Below are 24461 nucleotides of genomic sequence, written 5' to 3' on the forward strand. Positions count from 1 at the left end.
AATACACCAGTGTGCCATCACCGGCCCGGACACCGGTTCGCTCGGCACGAGGCGGGCGTTTCTCCGGGGTCGATCAGGGGTCTTGCGGATCGAACAGGGATGCCTGCGGTTCGTTGACGCGGACCTCGATTCCGCCGGTCACAGCGTCCGGCGGCGGGGTCAGGCCCAGTTGCGTCCACGCGGCGGCCGTGGCGACACGGCCGCGGGGTGTCCGGGCGATCATTCCGGCGCGGACGAGGAAGGGCTCACACACCTCCTCGACGGTGGCGGGTTCCTCACCCACCGCGACGGCCAGGGTGGACACTCCGACCGGGCCGCCGCCGAAGCTGCGCACGAGGGCGCTGAGGACGGACCGGTCGAGGCGGTCGAGTCCCAGCTGGTCGACGTCGTAGACGGCGAGAGCGGCGTGGGCGATCTCGCGGGTGACGACGCCGTCCGCCCGGACCTCGGCGTAGTCGCGGACACGGCGGAGGAGGCGGTTCGCGATGCGGGGCGTGCCTCTGGACCTGTTTGCGATCTCGGCGCCGGCCTCCTCGCCGAGTTGCACGCCGAGAATGCCAGCCGATCGCATGAGGATCTGCTGGAGTTCCGCGGGTTCGTAGAAGTCCATGTGGGCGGTGAACCCGAATCGGTCGCGCAGCGGCCCGGTGAGCGCCCCCGAGCGAGTGGTGGCCCCTACCAGGGTGAACGGTGCGACCTCGAGGGGAATGGACGTGGCGCCGGGGCCCTTGCCGACCACGACGTCGACCCGGAAGTCTTCCATCGCGAGGTAGAGCATCTCTTCGGCCGGCCGGGCGATGCGGTGGATCTCGTCGATGAACAGCACGTCGCCCTCGACGAGATTGCTCAGCATCGCGGCCAGGTCGCCCGCCCGTTCCAGCGCCGGACCCGACGTCAGCCTCAGCGACGAGCCCAGTTCGGCGGCGATGATCATCGCCATGCTGGTCTTTCCCAGGCCGGGCGGGCCCGAGAGGAGGATGTGGTCGGGGGTGCCGCCGCGCATCTTGGCGCCGGTCAGGACGAGCTGCAACTGCTCCCTGACCCGCGGTTGCCCGATGAAGTCGTGGAGGTTCTTCGGGCGCAGGCTGGCCTCGATGTCGCCGTCGCCGGCGACGAGATCGGCCGAGACCGGGGACTCCTCGTCGTAGTCGCCCCCGGGTTCGGGATTCATCTGGTCTTCCCGAGCAGCGAGAGGGCGGAGCGCAGCGCCGTGGAGGTGGTCGACTCGGGCGCCTCTGCGAGGACGGAGTCGGCGGCCTGCTCGGCCTGCTTGGCCGGGAATCCGAGCCCGACGAGGGCTTCGACGATCTGGTCGCGGACCGACCCGCCGCCGCCCGCACCGAGCGGCACCGCCCCGGACGTGGACGCGACCGCGTCTACTTTGTCGCGCAGTTCGACGACCATCCGCTCCGCCCCGCGCTTGCCGATGCCCGGCACCCGCGTGAGTGCCGTGACGTTGCCCTCGGCCAGTGCCGCCCGCAGTGCGTCGGGTTCGAGGACGGCGAGGGTGGCCATCGCCAGGCGGGGGCCGACTCCCGACACCGTCTGGAGCAGCCCGAACAACTCCTTGGACTCCGAGTCGGGGAAGCCGTACAGCGTCATCGAGTCCTCGCGGACGATCATCGCCGTGACCAGCCGGGCCTCGGATCCCCGTTGCAGTCCGCCGAGGGTGGCCGGCGTCGCGTTCACGCGGTAGCCGACTCCGGCGGATTCGATCACCGCATGGTCGAGGGCGATCTCGAGCACCTCGCCGCGGACGGACGCGATCATCGTGTACCTGCCTTCTTCACTTCGGCCAGTCGGGCCTGGTAGCGACGTTTCTGTTCGGCGGCCGCGGCTTCGGCGCGGGCCATGCGTTCGATCATCGGCGCCCGCCAGCAATGGCAGATCGCCAGCGCCAGCGCGTCCGCCGCGTCGGCCGGTTTGGGTGCGGCCGCCAGTTTGAGGATGCGCGTCACCATCGCCGTCACCTGAGCTTTGTCTGCCGAGCCACTCCCCGTGACGGCAGCCTTGACCTCGCTGGGGGTATGGAAACACACGGGGATGCCGCGGCGCGCGGCGGCGAGGGCGACCACGCCACCCGCCTGCGCGGTGCCCATCGCGGTGCGCACGTTGTGCTGGGAGAACACCCGCTCGATCGCCACGACCTCGGGCATGTGCAGATCGATCCACGATTCGGCCGCTTCGGAGATACGCAGCAGCCTGGAGGACAACTCGAGGTCTGCCGGGGTCCGGACCACGTCGACGGCGATCGGGGTGACGGTGCGGCCGCCGCCGCCGTCCACCACTCCGAATCCGCACCGGGTCAGACCGGGATCCACACCCAGCACACGCACGCAAAGCCACCTCTCCCACGCCGAACAGCTGTTCGATAGCTTAGCCGTGGGGTCGGACGAGTCGGCGCATCAACACGCAGGACGAGCCGGGGCGGACGAGCACCGCTCCCCCGACCCGTGCCGTGCGTCGTGCAATCAGTCGTCGAGCTCCGCCAGCACCTCGTCGGACAGGTCGACGTTGGTGTAGACGTTCTGCACGTCGTCGGACTCCTCGAGCGCGTCGACGAGCTTGAACACCTTGCGGGCTCCGTCGGCGTCGACCGGGACCTCGACGGACGCACGGAAATCGGCCTCGGCGGAGTCGTAGTCGATTCCCGCCTCCTGCAGTGCGCTGCGGACGGCGACGAGGTCGGTGGGCTCGCTCACGATCTCGAACGTGTCGCCGAGGTCGGTGACCTCCTCGGCACCCGCATCGAGGACCGCCATCAGCACGTCGTCCTCGCTCTGGTCACCCTTCTCCAGGGTGACGACGCCCTTGCGCGTGAACAGGTAGGACACGGAACCCGGGTCGGCCATGTTGCCGCCGTTGCGGGTCATCGCGGTACGCACCTCGCCGGCCGCACGGTTGCGGTTGTCGGTCAGGCACTCGATGAGGACGGCGACACCGTTGGGTCCGTAGCCCTCGTACATGATGGTCTGCCAGTCGGCGCCGCCCGCTTCTTCACCGGCGCCGCGCTTGCGGGCGCGCTCGATGTTGTCGTTGGGGACCGACGTCTTCTTAGCCTTCTGGATGGCGTCGTACAGGGTGGGATTTCCCGCAGGATCGCCACCGCCGGTACGGGCCGCCACCTCGATGTTCTTGATCAGCTTCGCGAAGGCTTTGCCACGCTTGGCATCGATCACAGCCTTCTTGTGCTTGGTGGTGGCCCATTTGGAGTGGCCGCTCATGCGATTCAAGCCCCTTTCCTGCTGCCTTTGGCACGCCGAATGCGCGGTTTCAGCTTTGACGATGTTACCCGCAGCCCGGCCGCCCCTGTGCGTTCCCGGGGTAACAACTCGCATAAGTCGCCATTGTTTGCATAGAATGCAAACATGTTGATGCGGGTCGACCACAGCTCCACCACCCCACTGGGCGAACAGATCGCGGCCAATGTGCGCGGCGCGTTCCTGCGCGGGGAGATCGGCGCGGGCGATCGGCTCCCCTCCGCCCGGGCACTGGCCGAATCCATCGACGTCAACCTCCACACCGTGCTGCGCGCGTACGCCGCGCTGCGCGACGAGGGCCTGATCGACCTCCGCCGGGGCCGGGGCGCGGTCGTCCGCGCCGACACGGACCCGGTTCACACCGGATTGACCGAAGCCGCACGCACTTTCGTGTCCGAGGCACGACGCCTCGGACTCGACACCGAACAGATGCTCGACCTGATCAAGGAGACCACCAGACAATGACGACCTCCCGAACGCGCCGGCTCGCCGCGACCTCGGCTGTCCCCCTTCTCGCGCTGGTGATCGCGAGACTCGCGTGGAGCGGCGAACTGCCGCCGGTGGTGGCCAGCCACTGGTCCGGCACCGAACCCGACCGGTTCAGCGACACGACCACCTACTTCTGGATCGCTCTCGCCGTCTGCGCGGCCGCCGCCGTGATCGCGGGCGTCGTGGCGGCGCGGGTCCGCACCGACGCCGCGCTCTGGCTTCCCGCCACCGTTCTCGTCGGGTGGACGGTGGCCACGGCCTGGATCGTCAGCGTCGCTGCCACGATCGAGGCGGGCTCGCCCGAAGCGGCGACGCTGGGCTGGTGGATCGTCGTTCCCCTCTTGGGAATCGTGTGGGCCATCGCCGCTTTCGCCCTGCTCCCCCGGACGCCGCACTCCCCGGAGAACGGTGCGGCGCCGACGCTGCCCGTCCCCCTGGCGCCCGGCGAGCGCGCATCGTGGACCGGTTATGCCCGCGGGCGGTGGGCGGGCGTGCTCGCTCTCGCCATGACCCTGGCCGCCGTCGTCTCCGCGCTGGTGGGAGCGCTCTGGCTCGCCGTCCTGTTCGTCGTCCTGGCGGTCGCCGGCGGCGGCTTCGCCTCCGTGACCGTGCAGATCGACCGCACAGGACTGACCCTGTCGTCGTGGAACATCCGCTGGCGGAAGATCCCGCTCGACTCCATCGACGAGGCCCGGGTCACCGAGATCCGGCCCACGGAATGGGGCGGCTGGGGCTACCGCTTCACGCCGCGCGGGACCGCGGTCGTGATCCGCGCCGGCGAGGGCATCGTGCTGAACCGCACCGGCGGCCGCCCGTTCGCGGTCACCGTGGACGGCGCCGCGCAGGGTGCGGCGCTCCTCAACACACTCGCCGCGCCCCGTCCCTAGACCCCGCGGACGATGTCGACGAACAGCTCGTGCACCCGCCGGTCGCCGGTCACCTCCGGGTGGAACGACGTGGCCACCACGGCGCCCTGCCGGACGGCCACGATCCGTCCGGCGGCCGCGCCACCCGACTCGGGCACGCGGGCAAGGACCTGGACGTCGTCGCCGACGCGCTCCACCCACGGAGCCCGGATGAACACGGCCCGCATCGGGTCGCCGACGATGCCCTCGAATTCGAGGTCGGACTCGAAGGAGTCGACCTGACGACCGAAGGCGTTGCGGCGCACCGTCATGTCGATCGCACCGAGGTGCTGCGCGTCGGGTCTCGTGTCGAGGATCTCGCTCGCGAGGAGGATCATCCCGGCGCAGGACCCGTAGGCGGGCAACCCGTCGCGCAGGCGCGCCTTCAGCGGTTCGAGCAGTTCGAAGATCTGCAGCAGCTTGCTCATGGTCGTCGACTCGCCGCCCGGGATGACGAGGCCGTCGATCTTCTCGAGCTCCTCCGGGCGGCGGATGCCGACGGCATCCGCACCCGAATCATTCAGTGCGGCAAGGTGTTCACGGACGTCACCCTGCAGGGCGAGTACTCCGACGAGGGGACGGGTCATGCCATGTTTCCTGTCTCGATGTCGCGCTTGTCCTGATCGCGCTGGATACGGGTCAACCCCTCCTGGACGACGGCGGCGACCATGGTGCCGTTCCGGTCGAACATGCGGCCCTGGGTGAGGGCGCGGCCGAAGCCGGCGGAGGGTGAGGTCTGGTCGTAGAGCAGCCACTCGTCGGCGCGGAACGGGCGCATGAACCACATGGCGTGATCGAGCGACGCCGTCTGCGTGACCACTCCGGGGTGCGGGACCTTCGACGCACCGAGGAGCGTCATGTCACTGAGGTAGGCGAGGGTGCAGATGTGGAAGACCTGATCGTCCGGCAGCTTGCTGCGGTACCGCATCCACACCCGTTGCTGCGCGGCGATTCCGGGAGTCTTCCCGGTGGAGCCGGCCGGAACGATACGGACGTCCCATTCCTTCCACTCCCGGTAGAGATCGGTGGCGGCGAACTCCTCGAGGGTCTGGGCGTCGACGAGCTCTTCGGGCGCGGGGACGGACGGCATCGTGTCCTGATGCTCGATGCCCTCGTCCTCGGTGTGGAACGACGCCGACATGGTGAAGATCGCCTTGCCATCCTGGATTCCGGTGACGCGCCTCGTGCAGAAGGATCTGCCGTCCCGGATCCGGTCGACCAGGTAGACGGTGGGTTTCGCCGGATTTCCTGGGCGCAGGAAGTACCCGTGCAGGGAGTGGACTTTGAATGCCTCGTCAACGGTACGGACCGCGGACACCAGCGACTGACCCGCGACCTGCCCGCCGAACGTCCGCTTCAGAACAGACGGATGAACCGCGCCGCGGAAGATGTCCTTCTCCAGCGCTTCGAGTTCGAGAACGTCCTCGATGCTCGCCATGAGCCCTCCTTCTGTGCCTGGTCAAGGTTATCCGCCCGGTTCGGGCTCGAGGCACCATGGGTGCCATGACGATGTTCACACCGACGAGCCCGGACGGTCTCGTCGCCCTCGTCTCCGAACGCTGCCTCGCCGTTCACGGCACCGCCGTCGTCGCGATCGACGCTCCGGACGGCGCGCACCCCCTGCCCCTCGCGGACGCGGTGTGCGCGTCGCTGCGGGAGCGGGGCCGCCCGTGTGACGTCGTGTCGCTCCACGACTACGTCCGGCCCGCCTCCCTGCGGTTCGAGCACGGGCGCGACGACGAACTCAGCTACCGCACCCTCTGGTTCGACTACGACGCCCTGAACCGAGAGGTGGTGCGGTCGGTCCGCACCGACCGCCGGTGGTTGCCGCGCCTGTGGGACGAGGCCGAGGATCGCTCCGCCCGCTGCGCCCGCGTTCCCGCGGCCGACGGTCAGGTGCTTCTCGTCGTCGGCCCGATGCTGCTGGGCCGGGATCTCGACTTCGACGTCACCGTGCAACTTCATCTGGGCGAAGGCGCCCTGATGCGCCGAACCCCGGCCGATCAACGCTGGACCGTGCCCGCACTGCTGCGCCGTGCCGCCGACGTCACGGTCGAACCCGACCTGCTGGTGCGGTACGACCATCCGCCGAGGCCAGCCGTCCGGGCGGGCCGCTGAGGCCTCTCACGTCGTGCGCAGGAACCGGGTCAGCCCTTCCTGCACGACGGCAGCGACCAGGTTGCCCTTCCTGTCAAAGATCCGGCCCTGCGCGAGCGCCCGCCCGAATCCGGCGGACGGTGACGTCTGGTCGTACAGCAGCCACTCGTCGGCTCGGAACGGGCGCAGGAACCACAGCGCGTGATCGAGTGAGGCGCCGTTGATCTCGACACCGGGGTGCGGGGTCATGGCGGAACCGATCAGCGTCATGTCACTCATGTAGGCCAGTGCGCAGACGTGGAAGACGGGATCGTCGGGCAGCGTCTTGCGGGATCGGAACCACGCCTGCTGCTGAGCGGCCGCACCGCGCCTGCGGTCGACCTCGCCGTGGCCGACCATCCGGATGTCCCAGTCTGACCACTCCTGGGCGAGCCAGGCGATCTCCGGGTCGTCCGAGTCACTGGCGAACGGCAGCGTATCGGGCGGCGGGACCACGGGCATCTCGTCCTGGTGCTCGATGCCCTCGTCCTCGACCTGGAACGACGCCGACATCGTGAAGATCGCCTGACCGTCCTGGACGGCGCTGACCCGCCGGGTGACGAACGACCGACCGTCCCGGATGCGGTCCACCAGGTACACGATCGGCATCGTGGGGTTTCCGGGACGGAGGAAGTAGCCGTGCAGCGAATGCACCATGAATCGGGGGTCGACGGTGCGGACCGCCGCCACCAGCGCCTGACCGGCCACCTGCCCACCGAACGTGCGGGGAAGCATGGTCTCGGTCGCTATGCCTCGGAAGATGTTCTCCTCCAGGCGTTCCACTTCCAGGATCTCTTCGATCGTCGCCATCCACGGCCCCTTCCGATGCTCGTCCGCTGACACTCTCACACGGGTCCCGGGCACCGGCGCACCGCACCGCACGAGGCCCGGGTCGGGGCCTCGTGCGGTGCGAACGGAAGTAGTGCGGCGCCGGGAGCGCCGCGATCGATCACAGATCGATCGCGGGGATCACCAGCCGCGTTCGGCGAGCCGGTGCGGGACGGGAATGTCGTCGACGTTGATCCCGACCATCGCCTCACCCAGCCCACGGGAAACCTTCGCCAGCACATCCGGGTCGTCGAAGAACGTGGTCGCCTTCACGATCGCCGCGGCCCGCTCCGCCGGGTTACCCGACTTGAAGATCCCCGACCCGACGAACACACCCTCCGCACCGAGCTGCATCATCATCGCCACATCCGCCGGGGTGGCGATGCCACCGGCAGTGAACATCGTGACCGGCAACTTCCCGGCCTTGGCGACCTCGACGACCAGATCGTACGGCGCCTGCAACTCCTTCGCCGCCACATACAGCTCGTCCTCGCTGAGCGAGGTCAACCGGCGGATCTCCCCACCGATCGTCCGCATGTGCGTGGTCGCGTTCGACACGTCACCGGTACCGGCCTCCCCCTTGGACCGGATCATCGCCGCACCCTCGGTGATCCGCCGCAGCGCCTCACCGAGATTGGTGGCACCACACACGAACGGGACGGTGAACTGCCACTTGTCGATGTGATTGGCGTAGTCGGCCGGGGTCAGCACCTCCGACTCGTCGACGTAGTCGACCCCGAGGGACTGCAGGATCTGCGCCTCCACGAAGTGCCCGATCCGGGCCTTGGCCATCACCGGGATCGACACCGCGGAGATGATGCCGTCGATCATGTCCGGATCACTCATCCGGGACACCCCACCCTGCGCCCGGATGTCCGCGGGCACCCGCTCGAGCGCCATCACCGCGACCGCACCGGCATCCTCGGCGATCTTCGCCTGATCGGGGGTGACGACGTCCATGATGACCCCGCCCTTCAACATCTCGGCCATGCCACGCTTGACGCGTGCCGTACCGGTGGTGGGGGTGGTGTCGGGGGTGCTCACAGCGAACTCCTGGGTTGTGGCGTGGATTGACTTCGATAACGGCATACGTGAGCGACGACGTTCACGCTGCAGTACCCGATTCTAGGACGAGGGGCCGTCCACTTCCGTAGCCAGTCGGCAATTGCTGGCTTTCTCCGGGCTCCCGGGACGGCTCAGGTGATCGCGCGCACCTCGGGTTCGTCCGCGGCCGAGGCCACCGCGCCCGCCTCGTCGAGGAGATCCGCGAGGTCGTGCGGGTACACGGCTTCCCCTGCTGCCGCCAGTTCACGAACCGTGTCCGCGGTGCACCACCGGTGACCGGTGATGGTGCGGTTCTCGAGTTCGGTGAAGCCCCCGTGGTGCGGCTCGAACCCGTCGGTGCGCAACGCGAAGAACAGTTCCTCGGAGCGGATCAGCTGCCCGTTCCAGGAGAAGATGGCAACCCGACGCCACATGGGTCCGCGCAGCGATTCGGGCGACGCGGTGTGCCCCGTCTCCTCGGCGATCTCCCGGACCGCGGCGGCCCGCAGGTTCTCCCCCTTCTCGACGGCGCCACCGATCGTGAACCAGTAGTAGACGTCAGGGACGGTGGGGTCGTGACCCCGGAGCAGCAGGACCCGGCCCTCACCGTCGAGCAGCACCACCCGGGCTGATGTCCGGACGGAATCGAGGGACAGACCCTCGGTGAACGCCGCGGCGGACGAGCGTTCGGTGATCTCGAAGTACGTCGGCAGCGGGGCCGTGCCCCCGAGGTGCAGCCATCGGACCGGACGCCGGGTGCGGAGTGCGAGGGTGTCGCGAACGGCGTCGTTGTGGAAACGGCGGGCGATCAGCACCCGCGCCTCCGAATCGGCGAGTTCCGCCACCAACTGGGGACGCAGCGCCTCCGGATCGAGGGACGAGAGTGCACTCGACAACGCATTCTCGGCGATCTCCCGGTCGGCCCGGTCCGACCGTTCGGCCCGGGCCGCCAGCGCGGCCAGCGACCTGCCCTCGGGCGGGTCCATCGCCGCGGCCGCCGCCCGCACGACCACCGCCCGGCGGGCGAGGGCCGCGTCGAGAGCCTGCCAGGACAGGTCGGAGCGAACGTGCAGGCGGTCGAGGCGGTTGGCCGTTCCGTACGCCCACAGGCCGATCGCCAGGACGACGGCCGCGACCAGGGCGAGGACCAGGATCGTGAGGGCGGAGAACGTCACGAGCCGACCTCCCGGACGCCGTCGCGGCCGACGGTGACCGTCTCGTAGACACGCAGGATCTGTTCGGCCACCACCGGCCAGTCGTATTCGGTGACCACCGTCCGGCCGACATCGGTGAGCGCGGCGCTGCGCTCGGGGTCACCGAGCACCGAGTCGATCCCGGCGGCGAGCGCCGCCACATCCCCGACCGGCACCAGCACGCCTGCCTGCCCGTCCCGCAGGACCCGGCGGAACGCGTCCAGTTCGCTCGCCACGACGGCAGCTCCCGCGGCCATCGCCTCCACCAGCACGATGCCGAAGCTCTCACCCCCGAGGTTGGGGGCGCAGTACACGTCGGCGCTCCGCAGTGCCGACGCCTTCTCGGCATCGTCGACCTGGCCCAGCAGACGCAGGTGCCCGAAGACCGGGCCGGCCTCGCGGCGCAGCTTGTCCTCGTCGCCGCGTCCGACCACCAGCACCTCGAGGTCGGGATACTTCTCCACCAGAGCGGGCAGCGCCTTGAGGAGCACCGCCATGCCCTTGCGGGGCTCGTCGTAGCGGCCGAGGAAGAGGATGGTCTTTCCCGGACGCGGGTAGCCGGGCAGCGGCTCGGCGTTCGCGAACGCCTGGACGTCGACCCCGTTGGGGATCTCGACCGCATCGGAGCCCAGTGATTCCACCTGCCAGCGTCGGGCGAGTTCCGACACCGCGATGCGGCCGCTGATCCTTTCCAGGTAGGGCTGGAGAACACCCTGAAACGTGCTCAGCACCAACGACTTCGTGGTCGACGTGTGGAAAGTGGCCACGATGGGCCCCTCGGCCACGCGCATGGCGAGCATGGACAGGCTCGGCGCGTTCGGCTCGTGGATGTGCAGGACGTCGAAGTTGTTGTCCGAGATCCAGCGCCGCACGCGGGCGCTCGCGGCGGGGCCGAAACTCAGCCGGGCCACCGAACCGTTGTAGGGAATGGCGAGGGCGCGCCCCGCGGAGACGACGAAGTCGGGCAGGTCGACGTCGTCGGACGCCGGCGCGAGGACGCTCACCTTGTGCCCGCGCTCGATCAGAACCTCCGCGAGGTCGACGACGTGGGCCTGCACTCCGCCCGGGACGTCGAACGAGTACGGGCAGACCATTCCGATCTTCACGAGTTCTCCATGCGGGAGAGCCTCGACTGGGACAGGTCGGAGAGCCACAGCGGCTGAAGCATGTGCCAGTCCTCGGGATGTGCCGCGATGTTGGCCTCGAACCGATCCGCCAGGGCCTGAGTCGCCGCGGCAACCCCCGCGGTGGTGTCGATCGGCGGGTCGATGCGGAAACCCCACCCGCCGTCCGTGAACCAGCAGTGCACCGGCAGCAGCGGCGCGCCGGTGTCGATCGCCAGCTTCGCGGGGCCGGCGGGCATGCGCGTCGGTTCCCCGAAGAACGTCACCGGGACGCCCTTCTTCGCCAGGTCGCGTTCACCGAGGAGGCACACGATCCCGTTGTCCCGCAGTCGCGCCGACAGTTCCACGAACGGGGGGTTCTCTCCCCCGCTGAGCGGAAAGATCTCGAAACCGAGCCCTTCGCGGTAATCGACGAACCGCCGGTACAGCGACTCCGGCTTCAATCGCTCGGCGACCGTGGACAGCCCGCCCCAGTGCTGGGCGCACCACACACCGGCCATGTCCCAGTTGCCGCTGTGCGGCAGTGCCATGACCGCGCCCCGGCCGGCTTCTTTCGCGGCGTCGAGGTGCTTCTGCCCTTCGATCAGCTCGTCGAGGGCGGCGCCCGTCTTCACGAGGTCCATCGACGGCAGCCGGAAAGCCTCCCGCCAGTAGCGCGCGTAGGACCGCATCGACACCCGCATCAGGGTGTCCGGCACCTCGTCCGCGGGTACACCGAGCACACGGGCGAGATTGCGGCGCAACTGTTCCGGGCCGCCGTTCCGGACGGCGAAGTCGGCTCCCCTGTCGAACAGGGCGACCGCGGCCTTCTCGGGCAGCGCACGGACCAGCCGCCAGCCGGTCGCGTACCCCAGGTCGCTGATGTGTTCCGACAGGCCGCTCACTGCGCGCTCGCCTGTCCGTCTTCCGGCGTCGGGTCCGCAGGCGGGAGGGGCAGCACGTCCCGGGCGCCCGGCGACCGGCGGACGGCCAGTACCCGCTGGAACACCGTGATGACGCTGCCCGCCGACAGCAACCACATCGCGACATGAATGGCCCACGGAACTCCGAGCCCGGTCACGCCGGCACCGACCAGCACGATGACCAGCCGATCGGGTCGTTCGATGAGTCCACCGTCGGCGGACAGCCCACTGGCCTCGGCGCGCGCCTTGGCGTACGAGATCACCTGCGAGGTGACGAGGCACAGCAGAGTCGCGATCAGCAGCGGCTTGCTGTTCTCGTGATAGACCGCCCACCAGGCCAGACCGGCGAAGATCGCACCGTCGGCCACCCGGTCGCAGGTGGCGTCGAGAACGGCACCGTACCGGGTTCCGCCGCCGCGGGCGCGGGCCATGGCACCGTCGAGCATGTCGAACATGACGAACAGCCAGATGAACATCGCTCCCCAGAACAGATGTCCGCTGGGAAACAGCGTGACCGCGCCGGCCACGGTCGCTACGGTGCCGATGACGGTGACGGAATCGGGAGTGAGCCCGGTCTTGACCAGGGCCTTCCCCAATGGTGCCGTCACCTTGGACACGGATGCCCGTCCGAAGAAGCTCAGCACCTCTCCACCCCGTTCTTCACTTCCTGCCAGGAACCCCGCACGCGTGAGCCAGCGACTCCCGCGTCATTCATCTAACGCGTCATTCATTCCAGGCCTTCGCCAGCAGCCCCCGGGTCTCGCGCAGCAACTGCGGCATGACCTTGACCCCGGCGAGGACCGTGATGAAGTTCGCGTCCCCGCCCCAGCGCGGCACGATGTGCTGATGCAGGTGCTCGGCGAGCGAACCGCCTGCCGCCGCACCGAGATTGAGACCGACGTTGAAACCGTCCGGCCGCGACACCCGCTTGATCACGCGCAGAGCCTGCTGCGTGAACGACATCAACTCGGCGCTTTCCTCCTCCGTCAGGTCTTCGAGCGCCGCGACCTTGCGGTAGGGAACGACCATCAGGTGCCCCGGGTTGTACGGGTACAGGTTGAGCACCGCATAGACGTGCTCACCCCGGGCGACGATCAACCCGTCCTCGTCGTCCATCTTCGGGATGTCGATGAACGGCTCGTTCGGGGTGTCCCGCGACTTCGGCGCCTCGGCGATGTACGACATGCGGTGCGGCGACCAGATCCGCTGGAGGTGATCGGGTTCGCCGGGGCCGCGGTCGACGAGGCGGCCGGGGCCGCCGAGCATCTCGTCGGCCGTCACGTCGTCACCTCCGGTCATGTGCGTCACCCTTCCTTACCGGGTTGCAGCAGTTCCGCCGTCGGCGAGGCATTCTCGCGGCGACCGATCCACTCGGTGACGATCCGCACGGCGTCGTCCACGGGCACGCCGTTGACCTGGGTGCCGTCCCGGAATCGGAAGCTGACGGCACCCGCCTCGACGTCGCGCGCACCCGCCAGCAACATGAAGGGCACCTTCTGCGCCGTGTTGTTGAAGATCTTCTTCTGCATGCGGTCGTCGCTCGCGTCGACCTCGGCGCGGACACCGGCCGCCTTCAGCCGCTTCACCACGTCGAAGAGGTGATCGGCGAACGTCTCGGCCACCGGGATGCCGACCACCTGGACGGGCGCCAGCCACGCCGGGAACGCACCCGCGTAGTGCTCGGTGAGCACGCCGAAGAATCGTTCGATGGAACCGAACAGGGCCCGGTGGATCATGACCGGACGCTGCTTGGTGCCGTCGTTGGCCGTGTACTCGAGGTCGAAACGCTCCGGCAGGTTGAAGTCGAGCTGAATGGTCGACATCTGCCAGGTGCGGCCCAGGGCGTCCTGCACCTGCACCGAGATCTTCGGTCCGTAGAACGCGGCGCCGCCCGGATCGGGAACCAGGTTCAGCCCCGACGACTCCGCGACCTCGGCGAGAGTCGCCGTCGCTTCCTCCCACACGGCGTCGTCGCCGACGAACTTGTCCGGGTTCTTGGTGGACAGCTCGAGGTAGAAGTCGTCGAGTCCGTAGTCCTTCAGCAGGCCGAGCACGAACTGCAGGGTGGTCGCCAGTTCGTCACGCATCTGCTCACGGGTGCAGTAGATGTGCGCGTCGTCCTGCGTCATGCCGCGCACGCGGGTGAGTCCGTGGACGACACCCGACTTCTCGTACCGGTACACGGAACCGAACTCGAAGAGCCGCAACGGCAGCTCGCGGTACGACCGGCCGCGGGAGCGGAAGATCAGGTTGTGCATCGGGCAGTTCATCGGCTTGAGGTAGTAGTCCTGGCCCGGCTTGCGCACGGTGCCGTCCTCGTTCAGCTCCTCGTCGATGTGCATCGCCGGGAACATGCCGTCGCGGTACCAGTCCAGGTGACCCGACACCTCGTAGAGGTGCCCCTTGGTGATGTGGGGGGTGTTGACGAACTCGTACCCCTCCTCCACGTGCCGCTTGCGGGAGTAGTCCTCCATCTCGGTGCGGATGATTCCGCCCCGCGGATGGAACACGGGCAGTCCGGAGCCGAGTTCGTCGGGGAAGCTGAACAGGTCGAGTTCGGACCCCAGCTTGCGGTGGTCGCGGCGTTCCGCCTCGGCGAGCAGCTCCAGGTGCTGGTCCTGCGCCTCCGCCGACTCCCACGCGGTGCCGTAGATGCGCTGGAGATCGGCGTTGTCCTGATTACCGCGCCAGTACGCCGCCGAGCTGCGGGTGAGCTTGAACGCCGGGATGTGCTTGGTGGTGGGGATGTGCGGGCCGCGGCACAGATCCCCCCACACCTTCTCGCCGGTCCGCGGGTCCAGGTTGTCGTAGATGGTGAGCTCGTTGCCGCCCACCTCCATGATCTCCGGATCGTCGATGCCCGACTTGTCGTCGATGAGTTCGAGCTTGAAGGGCTCCTTCGCCAGCTCGGCGCGCGCGTCCTCGAGCGACTCGACGACGCGGCGGGAGAACCGCTGCGACCCCTTGATGATCTTCTTCATCCGCTTCTCGAGGCTCGCGAGGTCCTCGGGGGTGAACGGGCGATCGACGGCGAAGTCGTAGTAGAAGCCGTCCTTGATCGGCGGGCCGATGCCCAGCTTCGCCTCGGGGAACTCCTGCTGGACGGCCTGCGCGAGCACGTGGGCGGCGGAGTGGCGGATGACGCTCCGGCCGTCGTCGGTGTTCGCCGCGACCGGCTCGACCTCGACGTCGGTGTCGGGCACCCAGGACAGGTCCTTGAGCTGGCCCTCGGCGTCACGGACCACGACGACGACGTCCGGACCCTTGCTCGGGTAGCCCGCCTCCCGAACCGCTGTACCGGCCGTAGTCCCCGCGGGCACCCGGACGAGGGCGGCTGGGGCGGCGGATGCGGGGGTGCTCACGGCGATGTTCTCCTAGGTGAGGTGTGCGGTGCAGACATGGTGAATGTGCCAGCCCATGTTATCGGCCCAGCAGTCACACCCAACCATGCGTCCGGCTAGAGCGGGCTCTCCAGCCACGGGTAGTCGAGGCCGATCCACGTTCCGACGAGACCGAACGTCCCGAGCAACCACAGCGTGGCGAGGACGATGACACACGTCAGCAGCGCGCCCGCCCCCTTGACCACCAGTGACTGCCGCGAGAACCAGTGCATGAACTTCTCGTAGCGCTGCCGCGCGTAGTGCAGCAGCCGGTGGGCCCAAGCGAACTCGGATGCGAGGATCCCGAGCCCCGCGAACACGATCAGCCAGCCGGGGCCCGGATAGGGAATCGCGACGATCCCGGCGGCCAGCACCAGGGCCCCGATGACCCCCACCGCGATGCGGTACGCCAGATTGAGGCTCGGCCGCGCCGCGATGTGCGCCCGCCACCGGTGCCACCGGCTCTCCGCTTCCTGGAACGGGGACAGATCCGAGTCGTCCACGTCCACGTTCTCGGGCGCGGGTCCCGGCCGAGCTTCTCCGCTAGTCACCGCTCCAGCCTACCGAGCGCGACCTGCGGCGGCGCGTCGTCGCACCGCCCGCAGGTCATCCCTTCACACAGACGACCTGCCGCAGGTGGGCCACGACCTCCACGAGGTCGGCCTGCGCTTCGATCACCTGCTCGATGTCCTTGTAGGCGCCGGGGATCTCGTCGATCACGCCCGCGTCCTTACGCGATTCGACTCCGGACGTCTGCCGCACGAGGTCGTCGACGGTGAAGCGCTTCTTCGCCTTCGTGCGGCTCATCGTCCGCCCCGCCCCGTGCGATGCCGAATGGAAGGACAACTCGGAGCCCAGGCCACGCACCACGTAGGAACCGGTGCCCATGGATCCGGGGATGAGTCCGAGATCACCCCGCCCGGCCCGGATCGCGCCCTTGCGGGTGACGAGCATCGGCTCGCCGTCGATGATCTCCTCCGACACATAGTTGTGGTGGCAGGAGATCGGCTCGTCGAATCGCACCGGCCTGCCGGGCAGAGCCTGCCGGAATGCCTGCATCACCAACGTGAGCATGACGGCACGGTTGCGGGCCGCGTATTCCTGCGCCCACGTCAGGTCGTGGCGGTACGCGTCCATCTCCTTGCTGCCTGCGAGGAACACCGCGAGATCGCGATCGACCAGCCGCTGGTTGTGCGGCAACGCCCGCGCCACCGCGATGTGCCGCTCCGCCAGCTCCTTGCCGATGTTGCGTGAACCGGAGTGGAGCATCAGCCAGACCTCGTCGGCGTCCGACAGGCACACCTCGATGAAGTGGTTGCCGCCGCCGAGCGTTCCGATCTGCTTCATCGCCCTGGATTCGCGGGACTGGACGCCGGAATGCAGGTCACCGAATTCCTGCCAGAAGCGGTGCCATCCCTTCTTCACTCCCCCGGCGTCCCTGACGTCCAGTGCGCCGACGTTCACCGAACGCTCGTGCATGGCGAACCCGACCGGCACCGCGTGCTCGATGCGCGAGCGCATCGAGCGCAGGCTGTCGGGCAGATCGTTCGCGGTCACATCCGTCCGGACCGCCGTCATCCCGCACCCGATGTCGACGCCGACCGCTGCCGGGGCGACCGCCTCCCGCATCGCGATGACGGAACCGACCGTCGCACCCTTGCCGACATGGACGTCGGGCATGACCCGCACACCGTGCACCCACGGCAGGTCGGCCATGTTCCGCAGCTGCTGCAACGCTGCCTGCTCGATGGTCCACTCTTCCGCCCACATCAAGGTGGGCGCGGTGGTGCCTTCCAGCCTCACGGGGAACATGGGACTCAGTCCTTCGATAGCGGATCACCCGGGAAATTTCGGCCGGCTGAGTTCATTGTCCGCCGCACCGGAGAGCCGGAACAACCGATTATTCGGGTGCGCACACGAAAAAGAAGAGGGCGTTTCCGATTTCGGAAACGCCCTCTTCTTTTCTGTGGTCCCGGCTGGGATCGAACCAGCGACCTCCCCGGTGTGAACGGGACGCTCTTCCACTGAGCCACGGGACCGAGGCGCGCCAAACACTCGCGCTCGAACGAGTTGGAACATTAACACGACCGAGCGGCCGAACGAAAATCACGTCGTTGGGATTCGTGTCGACCCCCGCCCGCGGCACGTCCGCGACCCGGCGTCGTTCATGCGTAGTTCACCGTCTGATGCCTTGACCTGCAGATTTGTAACTATCGCGGATGGTCGGCTAATGTTCTCAACCGCACCACGGAGAACATTCTCCGCGAGTTACAGGGTGCATGCGGACGTGGCGCAGCTGGTAGCGCACAACCTTGCCAAGGTTGGGGTCGCGGGTTCGAATCCCGTCGTCCGCTCGAGAGGTTGGACTCAACCTTCACGGTGGAGTGGCCGAGTGGTGAGGCAACGGCCTGCAAAGCCGTGCACACGGGTTCGATTCCCGTCTCCACCTCGCGCGATTAGCTCAGCGGGAGAGCGCTTCCCTGACACGGAAGAGGTCACTGGTTCAATCCCAGTATCGCGCACCGAGATAGATGATAGATGCACGACTGTTTTACTTGCTCGACCAGTGACGGCCCCCAGCCCGGGGGCTTTCACGAATGCGGACGTGGCGCAGCTGGTAGCGCACAACCTTGCCAAGGTTGGGGTCGCGGGTTCGAATCCCGTCGTCCGCTCTCTTTTCTCCATCCCGCGCGATTAGCTCAGCGGGAGAGCGCTTCCCTGACACGGAAGAGGTCACTGGTTCAATCCCAGTATCGCGCACCAGTTCACTTTCAACCGAACAGTTCACGACAGTTCAGCCCCGGTCCTCGACCGGGGCTGAACTGTTGTCCGGGTATCAGGCGGGCTGGAGCCGGTTGGCGCCGGAGATCATCGCACGCAGAGTCGATTCCGTGTGGGATTCACCGATTCCCATCGCCCAGAGCCTGATGCCGTCGCGATCGCAGAGCAGGAATGTCGCGGTGCGGTGCCCGATCTCGTGCTGATGAAAAGACAGGATCTCCATCGCACACCCCGCGTCGTACAGCATCGAGGTCATGGCGGCCACCGGACCGGGCGCGCTCGCACCGGTCTTGCGGATCGATTCGCCGATACCGAGCGTCGCTTCGAAATCCCACATCCCGGGGCCGGTCTTCGTTTCCGACCAACTGCCCAGACGGAACGGTCCGGTGGACGGCGCGTAGGCGGCCTCGAACACGGACCACGCCATTCCGGCGGATTCGGTGCGGAGTTCCCGTGGCAGCGACTTGCCGTGGCGCGCGGCGAACGGGTCGGCGGCCGGTGTCGACGAGGGAAAGGATGAGGCGAAAGAAGTGTTGGTACTCATTCTCGTGGTCTTCCTGAAAGAAGGGAGGACCAACGCGTAGCTCAACGACCCGCAGCGAGGGGTCGGTCCGTATCAGACCCCGCTACGGCGGAGAACTACGAGAATGCGCTGCATGGATGACACTGTAAGCGACAACCGTCCGCAGAGACAACCCCGATTCACGGTGCCGCGCCGACCGCCGGTGACGGGCGGGTGACGAAATCGTTACCGCTGCATCTGGAACGTGAGGAATTCCTCATGTATCGTCGAACTTGCCATCCACCCCCCCGATGGCAATGAGCCCCAGCCATGACCCCCCATCCAAGGCTGGGGCTCAGTCTTGGTCCAGGCACCTCACACACCCCGCTTTCGGACATTTCGCCCGCCCCTTCGGAGAACGCTGCACATCCCCGCAAAGTATTGGACACTCGTCCAATCACTAGGATGTCCTCTACCGAAGGCCGACTCCATGACGGATTCACCACGCGCAGACGTGTCCGCGGACCACCGCTCGGCACGGATCGCCGCTGCGGGCGCATTCGGCCTGCAGGGTTTTCTCCTCGCGGCCATCCTCACCCAACTGCCGCAGTACCAGGACCGATTCGGGTTCGACGCCACGGTCATCGTGGTCGCGGTCGTGACGGTGTCTCTCATCGCCGGGGCGGGAAGCGTCCTCGCCGAGCACCTGGCCCGCCGATTCTCCAGCAGGTCGGCGCTGCAGCTCGGGCTCGCGACCATCGCGGTCGCCGGTGGCGCCCTCGGTTTCAGCCCGAACACCGCGGCGTTCTTCGTCTGCCTGTCCGTGTACGGCGCCGGGCTGGGCATCGTCGACGCCGCCGCCAACATGCAGGCGGTGTCGATCCAGCGCGCGTACGGCCGTTTCATCCTGTCGTCGTTCCACGCGGTGTGGAGCGTCGGCGCGATTGCGGGTGCACTCTTCGTCGCCGCCACCTCCGCCCTCGACGTCAGCGTGACCGGCGCGCAACTGGTGGCGGCGCTCGTCGTGGCCGTCGGCCTCGCCGTCTGCGGCCCCCGGCTCCTGGCCCGTCAGGAGCCGGCGGGCACCGCCCCGCCGTCGACCGGCCCTGTGCCCGTGCCGGTTCCGATCCGAGCGCTGCTCGCGCTCGGCACCGCGATGGCGTTGTTCTACGCCATCGATTTCGGTGTCGGCAACTGGTCCGCGCTGTACGTCCGGAACGTTCTGCTCGCGGACGCCGGCACGGCCGCCCTGGCACTGGCCGCATACCAGTGCGCGGCTCTGGTGTCGCGTCTGACCGGCGACTTCTGGGTGGCGAAGTACGGCGAGATCGCCGTCGTCCGTGCGGGTTCGGCGGTCGGTGTCGCCGGATTGACGGTCGTCGTACTCGCCCCGTCCCCGGCCGTCGCGATCGCCGGATTCCTTGTCGTGGGCCTCGGCGTGCCGGTCGTCGCTCCCCTGTGTTTCAGCGCCGCCGGCCGGCTGGCACCCACCGGCCAGGTGGACGACGTCGTGGCGCGGATCAACCTGTTCAACTACGTGGGCACGCTCGTGGGCGGGGCGATCGTCGGCGGCGTCGCCACCGCGACCAGCCTGCGGATCGGGTTCGTGGTCCCACTCCTGTTCGCGATGGGGCTCGTCGTGCTCGCCCCCGCATTCGCCCCGGACCGGGACCGGGACCGGGAATCCGAGTGGACCCCGGATCGCGACTGACGGCAGATGTTCTACTTAGGATATGCCGACTCGGGGATCGTTCGTGACCGCCGTGGCGATCGTCTACGTCGCGGTGCCGGTCTCGTCACGGTCCGCTCGTGGCGGCTCGCACACCCCGGGACGATCGAGTCGATCAAGACCGTTGCGGCGATCACCCGGCTGCGGGACAGTACGGGAATGACACTTCGGGAAGCGAAGGACGCGGTGGATCAGCTGTGACTGTCGAGATAGACCCGGCGGGGATCTGGGATTCCGAGGCGATCGCCGACGTCGCCGCGGCAACGTTCCCTCTCGCGTGCCCACCCGGCGCGACACAGGACGACATTGCTGCCTTCATCGACGACGTGCTGTCGGCCGAACGGTTCTCGGAGTACCTCACCGACCCGAACCGCACCGTCCTGAAGGTCACCCACGGCGGGGCGATCGTCGGCTACGCGATGCTGATCGACGGTGAACCCGCCAACCCGGATGTCGGCAGGGCCGTGACGCTGCGGCCGACCACCGAGATCAGCAAGCTGTACGTGCTCCCCGGCAATCACGGGACCGGTGTCGCGTCCGCGCTGATGGACGCCATCGTCGAACGCGCCGTCGCCGCGGGGTCCGCCGGGCTGTGGCTCGGCGTCAACCAGGAGAATGTGCGCGCCCAGCGCTTCTACGCGAAGCACGGATTCACGCAGGTCGGAACGAAGACCTTCCTCGTCGGCACCCAGCTGCACCACGATTTCGTGATGCAGCGGGCGCTGTGACGAGCTGGGTCAGCTCGCGGCGACCTCGAAGCGCGACAGTGCGAGCAGGCGCGACGTGGCACGCAGGTACTTCTTCCGGTACCCACCGGCCAGCATCTCGGGAGTGAAGATCGCGTCGAGCTTGGCCCCGGCCACGGTGACCGGGATGCTCGCGTCGTACAGGCGGTCGGCGAGGACCACCAGGCGCAGCGCGACCGACTGGTCCTCGGCGGGGTGGACGCCATCCAGGAAGACGGCCGGGATGCCCTCGACCAGCTTGTTGTAGCGGGACGGGTGCAGCGTGCTGAGGTGCTTGCACAGCGCGTCGAAGTCGTCGAGGGTGGCGCCGGGGATGCTGTCGGCGCGCTCGGCGAGCTCCTCCGAGGAGATCGGGTCCGGGGCCGGTGGCAGGTCGCGGTGCCGGTAGTCGGGGCCGTCGACGCGGATCGTCTCGAAGATCGAGCCGAGCTTCTTGATCTCGCGCAGGAAGTCCTGCGCGGCGAATCGTCCTTCACCGAGCTGGCCCGGCAGGGTGTTCGACGTCGCCACGATGGACACGCCGCGCGCCGACAATTCCGACAGCAGGCGGGACACCAGCATGGTGTCGCCCGGGTCGTCGAGTTCGAATTCGTCGATGCAGAGAACGCTGTGGCCGGACAGCTGCTCGACGGCCTTGTTGAAACCGAGGGCACCGACGACGTGCGTCAGCTCCACGAACGTGCCGAACGCCTTGGGCGACGGGACGCTGTGGAAGATCGAGGCCAGAAGGTGGGTCTTGCCGACGCCGAAGCCGCCGTCGAGGTAGAGACCGGCACCGGTGGCCTGCGTCTTCTTCCCGAACAGGCCGCGTCGTCCGCCGCTGCGGATCTTCACGACCTTCTTCGCGAACTCCTCGGCCGTCTGGACCGCGGCGGCCTGGCTGGGTTCTGCGGGGTCGGGGATGTACGACGCGAAGCTCACCTCGTCGAACATGGCCGGGGGCACCATCTGAGCTACCAACTGATCAGCCGGTACCACGGGGCTGCGATCGACAAGACGTGCATGCATACAAGCAGCGTATCCACGTGTTGTGATCACCAACATGCACCGTGTACATATTGCGACATTTTTCACACCGGACAGTCCGCCTGCCCGCCCGGAGTCCAGCGAATCGACCGCGAACGCACTGCGCGACCTGTATGCGTACCCGGCGGAGACCCCGCGACCCTGGGTCCGCGTCAACTTCGTGAGCAGCATCGACGGCGCCGTCTCCGTGGACGGGGTCAGCGGGGCGCTCGGCACACCGGCGGACAGGCTGGTCTTCGAAACACTGCGGGAGTTGGCCGACGTCGTGCTGGTCGGGGCCGGAACCGTCCGGGTGGAGAACTACGGCGGGGCGCGCATTCACGCTGAAGGCAGACGACGTCGGGTGGCGTCGGGGATGCCGGAGGTCCCGCCGATCGCCGTCGTGTCGGCACGCGCCCACCTCGACCCGCAGTCACGCCTGTTCACCGACACGGAGGTGGCCCCGATCGTCGTCACGTGCACGGACGCGGACCCGGGGCGGGTCCGTGCTCTCGCCGACGCGGGTGCGCGGATCGTGACCGCCGGCGACGGGCAGATCACCGGCGACGGCCTGATCGCCGCCCTCGAGCATCTCGGATTGCGCCGTGTGCTCTGCGAGGGCGGCCCGAGCCTGTTCGGCCGGCTGACCGCGGACGACGTCGTCGACGAGGTCTGCCTGACCACGGCGCCCGTACTCGTCGGCGGAACCGCGGGTCGCGTCGCCACCGCGCCGGGTGCCCGGATCATCGCGATGACTCCCGCGCACATCCTCACCGACACCGACGGCACCGTCCTCACCAGATGGGTGCGGCTGCCCCGCCCGTAGGGGAACCTGGCAGGGTGGTCGCCATGCGCAGATCGGTGTTGCTCGCAATGGTTCTCGTGGTGTGCAGCGCGTGCGGAGCCGGACCGTCCAACCGGCCGCACGTGGCGGTCGAACGCGAGGGCGGCGGCAGCGAACCCACCGCGACCGAGACCGAGAACGCCGACGCTCCCCCGCCCGTGTTGCAGACCCCGAAGAACGATCTGGCGTGGACCGACTGCACGCAGAGCACCCTCGGCGCCCTTGGCCCGGGAACGACGCCGCCCACCGGGCTGATCTTCGAGTGCGGCTCGTACGAGTCGGCGGTCGACGAGAGCGGCACCCTGCCCGGCTCCTTCACGATGGGGGCCATGCGGGCACGCCTCGCCGACACCCCCGAGAACGCGGCCCCCCTGGTGCTCACGTCGGGATCGGACCGGTCGTCGACCGCGACGCTCGCCGCGCTGAGCACCGGCGGTCTGACGTCCCTGCTGTCGACGCGACCGGTGGTCGCGGTGGACCGCCGCGGCATCGCCTCCTCACAGGAGATCGAATGCCTCACTCCGGAGCTCCGCAGCAGCCTGGCGAATCTCGGGCAGTTCGACCCGGGGACGGGTGACCAGGTCGACAAGGTCACCGCGCTGGGCCGCGACGCCACCATCGTGTGCACCGACTACCTGCAGCCGCAGGAACTCGCGTTCGACAGCACCCACGCCGCCGACGACATCGAAGAGCTGCGCCGCACCTGGGACGTCGATGCGCTCGGGATCCTCGCCACCGGCAACGGCAGTGCCGTCGCGCTCAGCTACGCCGCCAAGTACCCCGATCGGATCGGCCGACTCGTCCTCGACTCCCCCGCCGTCACCACGGTGGATGCCGCGACCGCCACCGAACAGCAGGTCGCAGGTCAGGAGGCGGCATTCGACGCGTTCGCCCGCCAGTGCACCGCCCTGAACTGCTCCCTCGGCGCCGATCCCCGCGCCGCGATGACCGACGCCGTCACCAGCGCCGCGAACGGCCAGATCCCGCGGGTCTCCGCGAACGCCCTCCTCACCGCGGTGTCCGGGTCGCTCGCCGCGGCGGGCGGCGACCAACAGGGCCGCGTCCGAGCCCTGTCCGATGCGGTGTCCGCCGCCCTCGCCGGAAACACGGCGCCGATCCTCGCGGCGATCGCGCAGGCCGAGGCGGCCTACGAGACCGACGGCCAGTTCATCACCCGCTGCACGGACGGCCAGCAGTGGCCCGCACCCGACCGCGTTCGCGAACTGCAGAAGCTGTGGGGTGAGCGGTTCCCGCTGTTCGGCCCGAACGCCGCCGTCGGACTGCTCGCGTGCACCTCCTGGCCCGCGACCGCGCCGCCCGCCCTGCCCGGCGAGCTGACACTCCCGGTCCTGGTGCTGAGCGGCACCGCCGACCCGGTCGTCGGGAACGCCGGGGTGGGGACGGTGACCGGTGCCGTGTCGAGCGCAGGCGCCGCGACCGCGACCCTGACGTGGCACGGCAGCGGCCACCCCGCCACCCATTCGGACTGCGCGCAGAAGTCGATCGTCACCTACGTCGCGGACGGCGTGCTGCCCCCGGACGGCAGCGCCTGCCCCGCCTAGCCGACGTGTTCGGTCCGACACCCACAGGGGG

The 24461-nt window shown here is 68.5% G+C and carries 26 protein-coding genes and 6 tRNA genes; 13 read left to right on the forward strand and 19 right to left on the reverse strand.

The window, feature by feature from the left end; all coding sequences use genetic code 11:
- Positions 1–73 precede the first annotated feature (73 nt).
- The 4 genes from ruvB to JVH1_RS01515 form a co-directional block, all read right to left on the reverse strand.
- Entirely contained in the window at positions 74–1171 is a 1098-nt protein-coding gene (ruvB, locus tag JVH1_RS01500; protein WP_009480137.1) for a Holliday junction branch migration DNA helicase RuvB, read from the reverse strand.
- Positions 1168–1770: a Holliday junction branch migration protein RuvA gene (gene ruvA / locus JVH1_RS01505; protein WP_009480136.1), complete on the reverse strand. Its 603-nt coding sequence runs from the start codon at positions 1768–1770 to the stop codon at positions 1168–1170. Before ruvA ends, ruvB begins: the two co-directional genes overlap by 4 nt.
- Complete coding sequence (gene ruvC / locus JVH1_RS01510; protein ID WP_009480135.1) at positions 1767–2336, reverse strand: crossover junction endodeoxyribonuclease RuvC; 570 nt, start codon at positions 2334–2336, stop codon at positions 1767–1769. The genes ruvA and ruvC overlap by 4 nt, the downstream gene beginning before the upstream one ends.
- Before the next feature lie 135 nt (positions 2337–2471).
- A complete protein-coding gene (locus JVH1_RS01515) occupies positions 2472–3224 on the reverse strand; it encodes a YebC/PmpR family DNA-binding transcriptional regulator (protein ID WP_011598635.1) in 753 nt (250 codons plus the stop codon).
- A gap of 144 nt (positions 3225–3368) precedes the next feature.
- On the opposite strand from JVH1_RS01515, the gene JVH1_RS01520 reads away from it, so the two are divergent.
- Positions 3369–3725 (forward strand): GntR family transcriptional regulator, encoded by a 357-nt coding sequence (locus JVH1_RS01520; protein WP_009480133.1) that lies wholly within the window; start codon positions 3369–3371, stop codon positions 3723–3725.
- Positions 3722–4636, forward strand: coding sequence for a hypothetical protein (locus JVH1_RS01525; RefSeq protein WP_009480132.1), 915 nt, complete (start codon positions 3722–3724; stop codon positions 4634–4636). The genes JVH1_RS01520 and JVH1_RS01525 overlap by 4 nt, the downstream gene beginning before the upstream one ends.
- On the opposite strand, the gene pdxT is transcribed toward JVH1_RS01525, so the two are convergent.
- Complete coding sequence (gene pdxT / locus JVH1_RS01530) at positions 4633–5241, reverse strand: pyridoxal 5'-phosphate synthase glutaminase subunit PdxT (RefSeq protein ID WP_009480131.1); 609 nt, start codon at positions 5239–5241, stop codon at positions 4633–4635. The two genes, JVH1_RS01525 and pdxT, sit on opposite strands and share 4 nt — an antisense overlap.
- Complete coding sequence (locus JVH1_RS01535; protein ID WP_009480130.1) at positions 5238–6092, reverse strand: acyl-CoA thioesterase II; 855 nt, start codon at positions 6090–6092, stop codon at positions 5238–5240. Before JVH1_RS01535 ends, pdxT begins: the two co-directional genes overlap by 4 nt.
- Positions 6093–6148: 56 nt before the next feature.
- On the opposite strand from JVH1_RS01535, the gene JVH1_RS01540 reads away from it, so the two are divergent.
- Entirely contained in the window at positions 6149–6772 is a 624-nt protein-coding gene (locus tag JVH1_RS01540) for a hypothetical protein (RefSeq protein ID WP_009480129.1), read from the forward strand.
- Between the two features lie 6 nt (positions 6773–6778).
- Here JVH1_RS01540 and JVH1_RS01545 read toward each other — a convergent pair whose 3' ends face one another.
- The 11 genes from JVH1_RS01545 to JVH1_RS01595 all read right to left on the reverse strand — a co-directional run bounded on the left by JVH1_RS01545 (position 6779) and on the right by JVH1_RS01595 (position 17300).
- Positions 6779–7600: an acyl-CoA thioesterase II gene (locus JVH1_RS01545; protein ID WP_009480128.1), complete on the reverse strand. Its 822-nt coding sequence runs from the start codon at positions 7598–7600 to the stop codon at positions 6779–6781.
- Between the two features lie 159 nt (positions 7601–7759).
- Positions 7760–8662, reverse strand: coding sequence for a pyridoxal 5'-phosphate synthase lyase subunit PdxS (pdxS, locus tag JVH1_RS01550; protein WP_009480127.1), 903 nt, complete (start codon positions 8660–8662; stop codon positions 7760–7762).
- Between the two features lie 152 nt (positions 8663–8814).
- Positions 8815–9837, reverse strand: a complete 1023-nt coding sequence (locus JVH1_RS01555; RefSeq protein ID WP_009480126.1) for an NUDIX domain-containing protein — start codon at positions 9835–9837, stop codon at positions 8815–8817.
- Positions 9834–10961: a glycosyltransferase family 4 protein gene (locus JVH1_RS01560; RefSeq protein WP_009480125.1), complete on the reverse strand. Its 1128-nt coding sequence runs from the start codon at positions 10959–10961 to the stop codon at positions 9834–9836. Before JVH1_RS01560 ends, JVH1_RS01555 begins: the two co-directional genes overlap by 4 nt.
- Positions 10958–11863, reverse strand: a complete 906-nt coding sequence (locus tag JVH1_RS01565) for a phosphatidylinositol mannoside acyltransferase (RefSeq protein ID WP_009480124.1) — start codon at positions 11861–11863, stop codon at positions 10958–10960. The genes JVH1_RS01560 and JVH1_RS01565 overlap by 4 nt, the downstream gene beginning before the upstream one ends.
- Positions 11860–12525 carry a phosphatidylinositol phosphate synthase gene (gene pgsA, locus JVH1_RS01570; protein WP_009480123.1) on the reverse strand — a complete coding sequence of 222 codons (666 nt, stop codon included), beginning with the start codon at positions 12523–12525 and terminating at the stop codon, positions 11860–11862. The genes JVH1_RS01565 and pgsA overlap by 4 nt, the downstream gene beginning before the upstream one ends.
- Before the next feature lie 79 nt (positions 12526–12604).
- Positions 12605–13180, reverse strand: coding sequence for an HIT domain-containing protein (locus tag JVH1_RS01575; protein WP_005240964.1), 576 nt, complete (start codon positions 13178–13180; stop codon positions 12605–12607).
- A gap of 5 nt (positions 13181–13185) precedes the next feature.
- Positions 13186–15243 carry a threonine--tRNA ligase gene (gene thrS, locus JVH1_RS01580; protein WP_009480122.1) on the reverse strand — a complete coding sequence of 686 codons (2058 nt, stop codon included), beginning with the start codon at positions 15241–15243 and terminating at the stop codon, positions 13186–13188.
- A 95-nt stretch (positions 15244–15338) separates the two neighbouring features.
- Positions 15339–15764 (reverse strand): TIGR02611 family protein, encoded by a 426-nt coding sequence (locus tag JVH1_RS01585; protein WP_009480121.1) that lies wholly within the window; start codon positions 15762–15764, stop codon positions 15339–15341.
- Between the two features lie 103 nt (positions 15765–15867).
- Positions 15868–17073, reverse strand: coding sequence for an RtcB family protein (locus JVH1_RS01590; RefSeq protein WP_009480120.1), 1206 nt, complete (start codon positions 17071–17073; stop codon positions 15868–15870).
- A 155-nt stretch (positions 17074–17228) separates the two neighbouring features.
- Positions 17229–17300: transfer RNA gene (locus JVH1_RS01595), tRNA-Val, on the reverse strand.
- A 242-nt stretch (positions 17301–17542) separates the two neighbouring features.
- Between JVH1_RS01595 and JVH1_RS01600 the strand changes: the two genes are divergently transcribed.
- The 5 genes from JVH1_RS01600 (at position 17543) to JVH1_RS01620 (ending at position 18024) form a co-directional block, all read left to right on the forward strand.
- A tRNA-Gly gene (locus JVH1_RS01600) sits at positions 17543–17615 on the forward strand.
- Between the two features lie 24 nt (positions 17616–17639).
- Positions 17640–17710: transfer RNA gene (locus JVH1_RS01605), tRNA-Cys, on the forward strand.
- Between the two features lies 1 nt (position 17711).
- A tRNA-Val gene (locus JVH1_RS01610) sits at positions 17712–17783 on the forward strand.
- 77 nt (positions 17784–17860) lie between these two features.
- Positions 17861–17933, forward strand: a tRNA-Gly gene (locus JVH1_RS01615).
- Between the two features lie 16 nt (positions 17934–17949).
- A tRNA-Val gene (locus tag JVH1_RS01620) sits at positions 17950–18024 on the forward strand.
- Positions 18025–18097: 73 nt separating this feature from the next.
- On the opposite strand, the gene JVH1_RS01625 is transcribed toward JVH1_RS01620, so the two are convergent.
- Positions 18098–18586: an alpha-isopropylmalate synthase regulatory domain-containing protein gene (locus tag JVH1_RS01625; protein WP_009480119.1), complete on the reverse strand. Its 489-nt coding sequence runs from the start codon at positions 18584–18586 to the stop codon at positions 18098–18100.
- A 448-nt stretch (positions 18587–19034) separates the two neighbouring features.
- On the opposite strand from JVH1_RS01625, the gene JVH1_RS01630 reads away from it, so the two are divergent.
- From JVH1_RS01630 to JVH1_RS01640, 3 genes are read left to right on the forward strand one after another with little or no spacing between them, the layout of a single operon-like run.
- Positions 19035–20255 (forward strand): MFS transporter, encoded by a 1221-nt coding sequence (locus JVH1_RS01630; RefSeq protein ID WP_009480118.1) that lies wholly within the window; start codon positions 19035–19037, stop codon positions 20253–20255.
- Positions 20256–20261: 6 nt separating this feature from the next.
- Positions 20262–20474 (forward strand): hypothetical protein, encoded by a 213-nt coding sequence (locus JVH1_RS01635; protein WP_009480117.1) that lies wholly within the window; start codon positions 20262–20264, stop codon positions 20472–20474.
- A complete protein-coding gene (locus tag JVH1_RS01640) occupies positions 20471–21001 on the forward strand; it encodes a GNAT family N-acetyltransferase (protein ID WP_009480116.1) in 531 nt (176 codons plus the stop codon). The genes JVH1_RS01635 and JVH1_RS01640 overlap by 4 nt, the downstream gene beginning before the upstream one ends.
- Positions 21002–21010: 9 nt before the next feature.
- Here the strand turns inward: JVH1_RS01640 and zapE are convergent, their stop codons facing one another.
- On the reverse strand, positions 21011–22027 hold the full coding sequence (gene zapE, locus JVH1_RS01645) for a cell division protein ZapE (RefSeq protein WP_025432416.1): 1017 nt from the start codon (positions 22025–22027) through the stop codon (positions 21011–21013).
- Between the two features lie 34 nt (positions 22028–22061).
- On the opposite strand from zapE, the gene JVH1_RS01650 reads away from it, so the two are divergent.
- Both JVH1_RS01650 and JVH1_RS01655 read left to right on the forward strand, forming a co-directional pair.
- Complete coding sequence (locus JVH1_RS01650) at positions 22062–22850, forward strand: pyrimidine reductase family protein (protein WP_016880151.1); 789 nt, start codon at positions 22062–22064, stop codon at positions 22848–22850.
- A gap of 14 nt (positions 22851–22864) precedes the next feature.
- Positions 22865–24430 (forward strand): alpha/beta fold hydrolase, encoded by a 1566-nt coding sequence (locus JVH1_RS01655; protein ID WP_009480113.1) that lies wholly within the window; start codon positions 22865–22867, stop codon positions 24428–24430.
- The last annotated feature ends 31 nt before the right edge of the window (positions 24431–24461 follow it).

This window comes from Rhodococcus sp. JVH1, assembly GCF_000280725.2.
GTDB lineage: Bacteria > Actinomycetota > Actinomycetes > Mycobacteriales > Mycobacteriaceae > Rhodococcus_F > Rhodococcus_F jostii_A.